This is a genomic window from Synechococcus sp. WC101, assembly GCF_047461555.1.
GTDB lineage: Bacteria > Cyanobacteriota > Cyanobacteriia > Thermostichales > Thermostichaceae > Thermostichus.
Genome location: NZ_JANSHG010000007.1, coordinates 17,752 through 28,420, shown reverse-complemented (window position 1 = coordinate 28,420; position 10,669 = coordinate 17,752). Strand labels below are relative to the sequence as shown.

General features: G+C 59.6%; 11 protein-coding genes. 6 read left to right on the top strand and 5 right to left on the bottom strand.

Translation table 11 applies throughout. The features are described from left to right. Positions 1–295 (bottom strand): hypothetical protein (locus NW809_RS01060; protein ID WP_414401357.1); only part of this gene is annotated, 295 nt, incomplete at its 3' end. 166 nt (positions 296–461) lie between these two features. On the opposite strand from NW809_RS01060, the gene NW809_RS01055 reads away from it, so the two are divergent. Beyond that, positions 462–1,244, top strand: coding sequence for a Ycf66 family protein (locus NW809_RS01055; protein WP_099812336.1), 783 nt, complete (start codon positions 462–464; stop codon positions 1,242–1,244). A gap of 132 nt (positions 1,245–1,376) precedes the next feature. Here the strand turns inward: NW809_RS01055 and ppc are convergent, their stop codons facing one another. The 3 genes from ppc to NW809_RS01040 form a co-directional block, all read right to left on the bottom strand. Next, positions 1,377–4,313: a phosphoenolpyruvate carboxylase gene (gene ppc, locus NW809_RS01050; protein ID WP_099884165.1), complete on the bottom strand. Its 2,937-nt coding sequence runs from the start codon at positions 4,311–4,313 to the stop codon at positions 1,377–1,379. Between the two features lie 122 nt (positions 4,314–4,435). After that, the gene (locus NW809_RS01045; RefSeq protein WP_011429727.1) at positions 4,436–4,693 is read right to left on the bottom strand and encodes a DUF3146 family protein; all 258 of its coding nucleotides are present in this window, start codon (positions 4,691–4,693) and stop codon (positions 4,436–4,438) included. 200 nt (positions 4,694–4,893) lie between these two features. After that, the gene (locus NW809_RS01040) at positions 4,894–5,235 is read right to left on the bottom strand and encodes a DUF3155 domain-containing protein (protein WP_041438161.1); all 342 of its coding nucleotides are present in this window, start codon (positions 5,233–5,235) and stop codon (positions 4,894–4,896) included. 771 nt (positions 5,236–6,006) lie between these two features. On the opposite strand from NW809_RS01040, the gene NW809_RS01035 reads away from it, so the two are divergent. Next, on the top strand, positions 6,007–6,483 hold the full coding sequence (locus NW809_RS01035) for a DUF4168 domain-containing protein (protein WP_011429728.1): 477 nt from the start codon (positions 6,007–6,009) through the stop codon (positions 6,481–6,483). Here the strand turns inward: NW809_RS01035 and NW809_RS01030 are convergent. Continuing rightward, positions 6,473–6,880, bottom strand: a complete 408-nt coding sequence (locus NW809_RS01030) for an ATP-binding protein (RefSeq protein ID WP_099884163.1) — start codon at positions 6,878–6,880, stop codon at positions 6,473–6,475. The two genes, NW809_RS01035 and NW809_RS01030, sit on opposite strands and share 11 nt — an antisense overlap. Positions 6,881–6,992: 112 nt before the next feature. Here NW809_RS01030 and NW809_RS01025 point away from each other — a divergent pair, with 112 nt between their 5' ends. From NW809_RS01025 to NW809_RS01010, 4 genes are all read left to right on the top strand, one after another. Beyond that, the gene (locus NW809_RS01025) at positions 6,993–7,142 is read left to right on the top strand and encodes a hypothetical protein (protein WP_011429730.1); all 150 of its coding nucleotides are present in this window, start codon (positions 6,993–6,995) and stop codon (positions 7,140–7,142) included. A 207-nt stretch (positions 7,143–7,349) separates the two neighbouring features. Beyond that, on the top strand, positions 7,350–7,841 hold the full coding sequence (locus NW809_RS01020; RefSeq protein WP_346426062.1) for a DUF2062 domain-containing protein: 492 nt from the start codon (positions 7,350–7,352) through the stop codon (positions 7,839–7,841). A gap of 188 nt (positions 7,842–8,029) precedes the next feature. Continuing rightward, positions 8,030–8,818, top strand: coding sequence for a type I methionyl aminopeptidase (gene map / locus NW809_RS01015; RefSeq protein ID WP_414401358.1), 789 nt, complete (start codon positions 8,030–8,032; stop codon positions 8,816–8,818). A 6-nt stretch (positions 8,819–8,824) separates the two neighbouring features. Further along, a complete protein-coding gene (locus NW809_RS01010) occupies positions 8,825–10,669 on the top strand; it encodes a chloride channel protein (protein ID WP_414401356.1) in 1,845 nt (614 codons plus the stop codon).

Below are 10,669 nucleotides of genomic sequence, written 5' to 3'. Positions count from 1 at the left end.
AAGATTGACGCCAGCTTTCGATCTCCGCCAGGTCGGCCAGGCTGCGGGCCTGCGAGAGGCTGTGCAACATCTCCACCAACTTCATCGCCGCCTCTTCCACCCGCTGCACCTGCCGATTTTCCGCAAGCTCAACCAGCAGCAATACCCCCACGTTGTAGGAGGCTGCCTCCTTAGAGGTAACCCGTTCTGGCTGGCGAAGCGGCGCCCAAACCCCACCCTCGGCTTGCTGGGCCAAGAGCTGCAGCTCCGCCTGGCCAAAAAGACTTTTCTTGTCTACCCGCGCCAGATACAGCATGAAGCCTACTGGAATGTACAGGCCATCCTAGCACCGATCCCCTTCCTTTGAGGGATCCTGCCCTAAAACCGGGATGGTTGTCCCTGGGAGGATCGATGTTAAGATCGGCTGCGAAATGGGTAAGGCCTGACGCCTTCCTGTTTTCAGCAGTTTAGGGATCCCTGGCATGTTTCTCACCCAAAGCCCCTATTTTTTGATGGCAGCGCTGGTGGCAATTGCCAGTGGGGCCATCTTTGCGGTTCGGTTCATCAAGCGAGAGGCTTCCGCAGAGTCGGATGTGATTTTCGCCACGATGGGCCTGATCTATTCCATCAGTTTGCTTCTGGAGGGTCAGCGGCTCATCCCGTTGCTGTTTTTTGCCCAGGTGCTGCTGGCGGTGATAGCTGGCTGGTTTGCCTTCGAAACCTTCCGATTGCGGATCCTCTTGAACGAAAAGGTACGGCAGGGGGGTGGAGTGCGTCCGGTCGTGGGGCCCCGGGGCTTTAGCCGCACCTATCCACCCGATGGCTATGCCCAGACGCGCAGCGTTTCCACGCGGCCTAGCGGATCCCGCATTCGCGACACCTCCTCCGCCAGCCGCTCCATTCCTGAACGCAGCGAGGAGCCAGCTCGTCGCCCGCGGCCCCAACTGACCAGCGATACCCGTGTGCGCCCCCGCCCTCGCCCGGCAGCGGAGGAGTATTACGAGGAGCAAGAGACCCGCTTCCGTCGGGACACCGAGGACGATGAGCCGGATCCCTCTCGCCGCTCGGCTGCCGAGGACTATCCCGAGGATGTGCAGGAAGAACGAGGCACAGTCACCCGCCGTCGTCCCCCCCGTCTGCCTCAAGACCAGGGTGAGAGCTACGTTGAGGAAAAACCTCGTCGTCCTTCCCGCCGTGTTGTCGAGGTGGAATCGGTGGAAGTGCAAGAGGCGGAGCCAGACGAGTACGAAGATGATTTGTTCTGACCTCACCCTCAAGCCGTCCTGGCCTGAGGGCTGCTCCTGCTGAGGCAACTCCCAACCGCCTTGCTCCCGGAGATATCCTAGGCCGGTTGGAGAGGGCCGTAGCTATCCTTGATCCCCAGGAAGAGTCGGTGCTCAGCCTGTGTTGCGCATACCGGCGGCGATGCCGTTGATGGTGAGCAGAGCTCCCCGCAGCAGCTCGGCGCGGTTGTACTGGGTGTTGTGGAAATGGGATTTTTGCTTGCCACGCAGGCGCTTGAGGAGCGAGACCTGGATAAACCCGAGGGGCACGATTGAACGGTTGCGCAGTTGCACCGAGCGCTTCAGATAGGGGTCGTTCTCCAACAGCTCCTTGTGTCCTGTAATTTTCAAAACCATCTCCCGGGTGCGGTACATCTCCTGGGCAATGAGCTCGAATAGCTCCATCGCCCGCTCCAGGCGCTCGGGGGAGCTCATCTCTCGCACGTAGTGGCGGGCAATTTGCAGATCCGCCTTGGCCAGGGTCATCTCCACTTTGGAGATCACCATGCGGAAGAAGGGCCACTCGCGGTAGAGATGCTGCAGGTGGTTGAGGTTGTGTTCGCCTTTAGCCGCGTATTCCTCTAGAGCGGTGCCCACTCCATACCATGCGGGCAAGAGAAAACGGCTCTGTGTCCAACTGAATACCCAGGGAATGGCCCGCAGGGATCCGATATCTTTCGAGTTGCCGCTGCGGCGAGCTGGGCGGGAGCTAATCTGCAGTTGGCTGATCTCTTCGATGGGGGTGACCTCGTGGAAAAACTCGACAAAGCCTTCCTGCTCGTAGACCAGGTTGCGGTACACCTGGCGAGAGCGCTCTGCCAGCGATTCCATCAGGCGCGACCACTCGTGCAGGTCGTTGGGGTAGGTGCGCAGCAGGCTCGCCTGGATGACGGCGCTGGTAACAGTTTCCAGGTTAAAAATGGCCAGATCCTGGAGAGAGTACTTAGAGGCCAACACCTCTCCCTGCTCAGTAATCTTGATGCGGCCCCCCACGCTGCGCCCCGGCTGGGCCAAGATCGCCTCGTAGGCCGGCCCTCCCCCGCGCCCCACCGAGCCACCCCGGCCATGGAAGATCTGCAACTTCACCCCATAGGACTCGGCCACCGCCTGCAGCCGCTGCTGGGCTTTGTAGATCTCCCAGTTGCTGCTTAGAAAGCCAGCGTCCTTGTTGCTATCCGAGTAGCCCAGCATCACCTCCTGTAGGTTTTCCTGCTGGGCCAGGTACTGGCGATAGAAGGGGATCTCCAACAACTGCCGCAGCACCTCTGGCGCCCCCTTTAGGTCTTCAACGGTCTCGAACAACGGCACCACCGCCAGGGATCCGCGCCCGCTGATGGGATCGTAAAGGCCCACCTCCTTAGCCAGCAGCAGCACCTCTAACAGATCGCTCAACTGGCGGCTCATGCTGATCACGTAGGTTTGGCACATGGCCATGCCAAATTCCTGCTGCAGCCGGCGCAGGGTGCGAAAGGTGGCAATCAGCTCCGCCGCTTTATCGGAAAAGGGAGCTTCTAGAGGGATGAGGGGCCGGCGGGTTTGCAGCTCCCGCAGGAGAAAAGCTGTTTTTTCCTCCTCCGTCATCTCGCTGTAGGGCCGCGGCAAGATCCGCAAGTACTCGAAGATCTCGGTGAGAGCGGCCTCGTGGTAGCTGCTGTCTTGGCGGATATCCAGGTGGGCCAGATGGAAGCCAAAGACCTGCACCTGGCAAATGAGGTGATCCAACTGGCGGCAGGAGAGGCCACTGTTTTTCAAGCTGCTCTGAATAAGCTGCAAGTCGGCCAGAAATTCTTCTGCATTGGCGTAGGCGTTGTCCAGAGGGGGCGGGACAGGCAGGCAAGCGGAGTCGGCCAAATTGCGGTTGCGCTCCCGCGTCAACTCCAGCCGCCGCTGGATGTAGCTGAGCTTGAGCCGGTAGGGCTCTTGGCGATATTGCAGCGAAAAGGACTCGTAAACCTCGGGCATGCGGCGGCGATCCTGCTCAAGGACATCCAGCAACTGGCTGTCCACATCCCCCCAGTGCAAAGAGACGCTCAGGGTTTTGGTGAGGGCCTTCACGGACTCGATGTACTTGCCCAAAATCAGGTTGCGCTGGTAGCGGGCCGTTTGCCAGGTAACGTCGGCAGTGACGGAAGGGTTGCCGTCCCGATCCCCGCCCACCCACGAGCCGAAGTTGCAAAAGCCTGCCGGCGGTGGCTCGACGCTGGGAAAGGACTTTTTCAAGCTGCGGCTGAGGTACTCATGCAGCAGAGGGATAGCCTGAAACAAAACCTCTTCAAAATAGTGCAAGGTGTAATCGACTTCGTTCAGAACGGTCGGTTTGGACTGATGCAACTCGTCGGTGCGCCACCAGAGCAGAACCTCCTCCGCCAGTTGTTCTCTCAACATCTGGGCCTGCAGAGGGTGAGACTGCTCTGCCCAGTCCAGTTGGCTGAGCAAGTGGGAGAAGGCCCGTTGCTTTTCGCGGATGGTGTGGCGGACGATCTCGGTGGGGTGGGCGGTGAACACCAGGCGGATGTGCAGCCGCTCCAGCAGCCGGCGCAGCAGTCCCGGCGGCACCCCCTGAAGCCGCAGGTAAGGGAACAGACGTTCAAATTTTTCGTTTTCCCGCACGGTGCGCTGCTGGCTGTCCACCATGCGCATATCTGAGTCTTCTGCCCGTTCGTAGTGCTGTTCAACGATGTTGATCAACTGAAAGAACAAAGCGAAGGCGCGGGCCGTTTGAATGGCTGCATCAAGGCTGAGATGCTCGACAATTTGTAGTACTTCCGGGATGGGGTACTCCAAGGCCTGCCCTTCAGGGGAACACATGGAGCGCAGCCGCTGCAACAGATCTACCAAAGGCTGCCCGCACTCCTGCAGGATTACGGCTTCCCAAAGTTCTTCCACCATTTGCAGGCGGCGATTCAACAGGTTGTTCCTGCGGTCGAGCGCTTCATCCACGGCGAGGGCACGGGCCAAGGGATCCCGTTCCGCCAGTGGAGGGGCCTCCTTCAGGCCGTTGGCAGAACCCACTGCCCGCTCTGCAGTCGTCAGGTGGGAGGAAGAGGTCATGAAGGCAGCTCCTAGAACAACCATCCCAATATTAGAGCCTGTTCGCTGGAAGCGCAGATTACTCTTGGAGGAGAGCTGTCTCGGCAGCATGGCCAACTCTCCCCCTGTTTGCCCAGGGATCCCTAGAGGCGGCTACGAATAACAAATGAGTAGTTGCTGCCGGGCTCTAGTAAGTAATCCGATTTCTCCAAAAAACGGCTCAAGGGATCGCAAATCAAGGCCCGCCCTACAGAGGGTTCCACCTTCAGCTCCCCGGATCGAAAGCGCCAGCAAAAGCGCCAAACCCAACCGTTGGCGTTGACTTCCCCTTCAATGGCGCCCTCCTGCCAGGAGCGGCGGGTAATTTGTACATGGGCGGTGGTCTGCGGCAGTCGGCTCATCCAGAACCTCCCGACGGGATCCCCTGTAAGGTAGCGCGCAAACCCCTCTCCGAGAAGTCGAAGATGGGCGATGAGGGGCTAGATAGATGCTAGGTGGAAAGGGATCCCGTTAATTGGATGGTTCTCTTGCCGAGGATAAAAGCAAGCCCCCCGTGGGGGGGCTGTTTCTTCAGCTCCTGAGGCCGGTATTGATATAGAAACTATTGAGCGGCAGTTGCCAGAGCCTTGGAAGATTTTTTCTCCGGCTTCTCTGCCGCAACCTGCGCTAGCAAAGCCCGTAAGCTGGGAAAGAGAAAGTGATTTTCTTCGACATATTGCGCGCCGAATAGTCCCTTCTCCGCCCAGAAAAATCGGTCTATCGTGTGCTCGTTTCGCCGAACCAGAATCAGCGCAGGCGGCTGAATAGAGTTTTCCTGTATGTATCTCCGGGCGGCGGTTACAGACTTTTCTTCGCCGCTATCTAATTTAAATTGAGGAATATAATCTAAAATTTTGCGCCCCTCCAAACGACGGCGGCTCTTACGCTTTCTTCTCCTGACCAATGTCAGCCTCCTGTAGAAGGATTACAAGACAACCTTAAAAAATATATCAGCAATACCTAAGAAAATCAATAACTTCTACCGGCTTTTGTTATCATCCTTTACAGAAATAACAAAGGACAACGAACGTCGTCCTCCACGAGCGGAAAAGGAAGGCAACTTACCTCTGTCTCCCCTCCAAGAACTTTGCCGGGAAACTGCTTATTCAGTTGAAAAATAAACCCTTTCTCCCCGGAAGGGAGCAAAGAGAAATAGGGTATCGATTAGCTCTGATGCCTGCGAAGAAAGTCAACTGCCAGCGCAGGAGACTCCCTTCCGATCTGGCCTCTGAGCTAGCATCGACAATAAGGAACGCTCAACAGAACACATACCTAAACCCAGGTACGGGCAACTCCCCTTAGTGGGGATTAGGGTTGGCCAATTGCAACTGCGCAAACCTAGAGCAGCTTCACCAAAAGGAATACTCGCGGGGCGAGCAGCCTTTGGAGAGGGTACTACGACTGTACAACCAATTTTCCGTTTCTACAATATGTCCAGGATAGGTTTCCCGTACTGCGTTAAACCCTTAGACGGCAGACAGACCTCTTGCTACTCTGGCTTCAGGGATGACCTGAGCCATAAGGGTTCCGGTCGGTCTCAGGTAGAAGCTGCAGGAGCCCCGCTTCGTACTCCCTTCCAACCCCCCGCCTCCCTGCCCCTGGTATGCGGGGGGTTGGGGGGGAAGGGAGGCGGTCGGAGCCGGGTAGTTTACTCTAGGTCGAGGGAGTTTTGGGCATGAGGAAATTCGCGTTGCTGGTGAGTCTGGGATTGATTCTGGGATCCCCGCCGCTTTGGGCGCAGGAGGCAACCCCGCTCCCCAGTCCTGCTGCAACTCCTTCTGCGGCTACAGGGGGGGCTCCCAGCCCGCAAGCTTCCCCAACTCTAACCCCAGAGCAAGTTACCGATGCTCAGGTGGAGCAGTTGGTGCAGATTCTGTTGGAATTGGATCCTTTGATCCGGGAAGCCAGCGCTCAGTTGCGAGAGACCCAGAACGAAGAAGAGTACGAGCAGATCATGCAGCGCACGGAAACCCAAGCCAGCCGCATTGTCGAGAAGCAGGGGCTGACGGTGGCCGAATATCGCGAGCTGATGACCTTGGCCAACGAAGATCCCGTTTTGAACCAGCGAGTGCGGGCCCGCTTGCAAAAAGTGATCGAAGAAAGGGAATCCTCTGCTTCTCCCCAGCCAGCCACCCCGACGCCTAGGCCCTAGGCTGAGCTGACTGCTGTTGGCCGGAGACAGAAAGAAGCCGGGGCAACCGCAAGGTAAAACAAGTGTGGTCGGCCTCGCTGTTAAGGTAGATTTTCCCTTGCAACAAGTTTACCCGTTGTTGCACAAGGGCCAAGCCCAACCCTGTCCCTCCCCGCCGCCGGGGATCCGAGCTGGGCACGCGGTAAAACTTCTCAAATACCCGCTTTTGTTCTGCAGGGGGGATGATGATGCCGGTGTTGCCAATTTGGATTTCCAGGTGAGGAGGAGCGCTGGTGACCTGTAGGTTAATCCGGTGCTGGGCAGGAGTAAATTTCCCGGAAAGCGCCGTAAAGCCCCTATCTTTGGGCAGGGGATATAAGGCGCTTTCTGGTAACCCCGTTAGCGGGTCGGGGGCCAAACTCTACACTTGGGGTACTGAGCAACTTTTTGGCAATCTTCCCGCTCCCGTCTCTCCAGGATGAGATCCTAGAAGAATTGGAGTCTTCTAGGATCTTTTCTGGGACTTGAGGATGAAAACTCCGCCTGAAAGGCCCGCCCCCAAAGTCCAGGCGGGATCTCTGCGAGCTGCGCTGAGCATTGCGCTGTTTCTGTTCTTACTGGCGCTGGTTTCCTACTTGAGCCTCAACTTCGTGCTGGCCTTGGTGGACAAGCTCAGCTAGCCACTCCCTGAGGCGATTCCTCGGCGCGGATCTGCCGATAGCCCTTTGTCTTCGGCAGCAGGAAAGATACAATGGATTTACAGGGCTTAACACCTTTTCTCAGTTTCTCCGCTCCCCATCATGAGCCCCCTCTCATGGCTGAGACCATTTTCTTGGTTCGCAGGTTCGCCGGGATCCGCTGGGCCTTATCTTGAGTCTCAACCTGCGCTGACTTGGCCCCGCCGGGATCTGGGCTGGAGGCGCTGGCTGCGGTACCTGTATTTGCGCCTGTTGCGAATGCAATCCTCCCCCAAAGAAATTGCCCGCGGCCTGGCGGCGGGAGTTTTTGCGGGTTGTTTTCCCATCTTCGGCTTTCAAACCCTGGTGGCCCTTCTGTTGGCCGTTCCTTTGCGGGGCAACAAGCTGGTGGCGGCGGCAGGAACTTGGGTGAGCAACCCCCTCACCTATGTGCCGATCTATGCCTTTAACTACCGGGTGGGGGAATGGCTGCTGGGATCCCGAACAGCCTTTGCCACTTCGGAACTGGTGGTAGCTCAGAACTGGATGCAGTGGGGCCTGGAGGTGTCGGCCACACTCTTGGTGGGCTGTGCGTTTGTCGGGTTTTGGGGCGCCCTCGTTAGCTACTTTCTGGGGCTGTGGCTGGTGGAGTGGATCCGCCGGCGGCGGAGAAGGGGCCGGGTCTCCTGTGAAGGGATGTAGGGTGGCTCAAAAGGCCCAACCCAAAGCTGAGCTAGGCCGGGATCCCTGCCGCCTCAGACTTCGGAGATGGATCCAACTTCAGAGAACAGAAGGGTTTGACGATGGAAGATATGCGATCGCTATTAACCGATCTCAGCCGCCGCTCTCAGCGATGGGGGGAACAGTTGGGATCCGCCTTGCAGACGGGCATGAGCCAGCTTACCCAAGCTCCTCAGCCGATTGTGTTGCTCTCGTCGCGGGAGCTGGAGAAGATGCGACGGGCCTGCCGCCTGGCTGCGGATCTGCTCAAGCACCTGGAGCCGATGGTGCAGCCGGGGGTCACCACCCAAGAGCTTAACGACGAGGCGGAGCGCTGGACGCGGGCCCACGGGGCCAGGAGCGCCCCTCTGGGCTACCACGGCTTTCCCAGGTCCATCTGCACCAGCGTCAACCACGTTGTCTGCCACGGCATTCCCAGCCCCAAGCAGGTTCTGCGGGAAGGGGACATTATCAATATCGATGTCACCCCCGTTTTGGATGGCTACCACGGCGACACTTCCAAAACGTTCTTTGTCGGGCAGCCTTCCGAGCGGGCGCGGCGTCTGGTGGAGGTGGCGGAAGAGTGCCTGCGGCGGGGCATTGCCGCCGTGAGGCCAGGCGGCAGAGTTGGGGATATTGGGGCTGCTATTCAAGAGTACGCCGAGTCCCAGGGCTACAGCGTGGTGCGGGACTTTGTCGGCCACGGGGTAGGACGGCAGTTCCACACGGCGCCCCAGATCCCCCACTACGGCGAACGGGGGAAGGGGGAAAAACTCCGCCCCGGCATGGTGTTTACCATCGAGCCGATGATCAACGAAGGCACGTGGGAGGTGAAGGTGCTTGCAGACGGATGGACTGCTGTGACGGCAGACAGCAAGCTCTCCGCCCAGTTTGAACATACGGTTGCCGTTACCGAAACCGGCGTGGAGATCCTGACCCTACCCTCCTCCGGCCCTTGAGCAGGTATGAATAGCGCTAGCGTTGCCGATCCCCGCCTGCGTCTTTCCTCTGAGAATCTGCTGCTGCTGCTGGCGGCAGCGGCGGGGCTGGGCACAGGTTTGTTGGTGATCGGGTTTCGCTATCTCATCGGCTGGTGTCGCTATCTTTTGCAGGATACTCTCGTCGACAGCATTGTCAGGGCTGCGCAACAACACGGCCTGTTGCTGCTGGCATCCTGGGCAACCATTTTGGCGCCGCTGCTGGGGGGTCTGTTGATCGGCACCCTGGGGGTGGTTCTGCCTTTCCCCAACCTCAGCCTCTCCAGTTTGGTGAGTGCCAACCGGCCTCTCGCCCCTCGCCCAGAATGGATCCCACTTAAGCTGGTGGCTGCCGCCGTCTCGTTGGGGGCGGGAGCTGCGCTTGGGCCGGAGGCCCCCAGCGTGGAAAGCGGGGCCCTACTGGGATGCCTGCTGGGGCAAAACCTGCGCCTTGCGCGGGAGCGGGTGCAACTGTTGATGGCCGCCGGGGCGGCGGCGGGGCTGGCGGCGGGGTTTAACGCGCCGATTGCCGGGGTGTTTTTGGCGCTGGAGCTGGCTTTGGCCCGCACGTTCACCACTTCTGCCGTCAGTGTGGTGGTGTTGGCAGCGGTGGTGTCGGCCCTGATTGCCCAGGTGGGGCTGGGGGCGCAGCCGGCCTTTTTGCTGCCGACCATTACGCAGCCGGCTTTTGTCTTGCCCGCCTACGAGCTGCACAGTCTGCTGGAGGTGCCCCTCTATTTGGGTTTGGGCCTTTTGGCCAGCTTGGTCTCCATCGCCTTCGGCTATGCACTGGAATGGGTCAAGCACCTGTTCGACAGTGGCCCCCTGGCGGCCTGGCCAGCCTGGAGCAAGCCGATTCTGGGCGGTGGGATCCTGGGCTGTGTCGGCCTGGGGATCCCGTTGGCCCTAGGGGTGGGCTACGAGACCATTGAGTCGATCTTGCAGGGGGTGCCCTTTTCCCTCGGCCAGCTTAGCTTGCTGTTGCTGGGCAAGGTATTCCTCAGCGCGGTGAGCGTGGGCAGCGGCTTTGTCGGGGGAACCTTTGCCCCGGCTTTGTTCTTGGGAGCGGTGCTGGGGGCAGGCTACGGCCAGGTGGTGGGAAAGGCTTTGCCTGCTATTGCCCTCTCTCCCCCTGCCGCCTACGCCATGGTGGGTATGGGGGCGGTATTGGCGGCCAGCGTGCGGGCTCCCCTGACGGCCATTCTGCTGCTGTTTGAGATGACGCGGGACTACCACATCGCCTTGCCGGTGATGGCGGCGGTGGGCCTGAGTATCTGGCTGACGGAGCAGTTGCACCCGCCGGCCATCTACCCCTCCGCCCGTCGCAGGCAGGAGCCGAAGGGCCTGACGGTGCAAGAGGTGATGGTGCCCCCTTCTCTGCTGCTACCCCAGGATACGCCCCTGCGGGAGGCGCTGGAGCGCTTGCTGCAGCAAAAGTGCCACAGCGCTTTGGTGGTGGACGGGCAAGAGCGGCTGCGGGGCATTCTCACCCTGGAAGACCTGGAGCGGGCCCTGGCCCACAAGCAGGCCGGGGAACTGGCCGAGCTGACGGTGGAGCAGGTCAGCCAGTCGCCTGTGCTCACCACTTTCCCCGACGAAGCCGTGGCGGTGGCCGCCGAGCCGCTGTACGAATACGATTTGCGCCAGTTGCCGGTGGTCTCGCGGGAGGATCCGGAGCATGTGGTTGGCCTCTTGGATCGGGAGCGGGTGTTGCTCTCCCAAGAGATCGAATCTGTGCGGCAAGTCCTCGAGCCGGAAGTTCCTGCCCCAGGTGGGGTCGAAAACGGGATCCCTGCCCAGCCCACTCCCTCTTCCCCTGCGCCGGCAGACTAG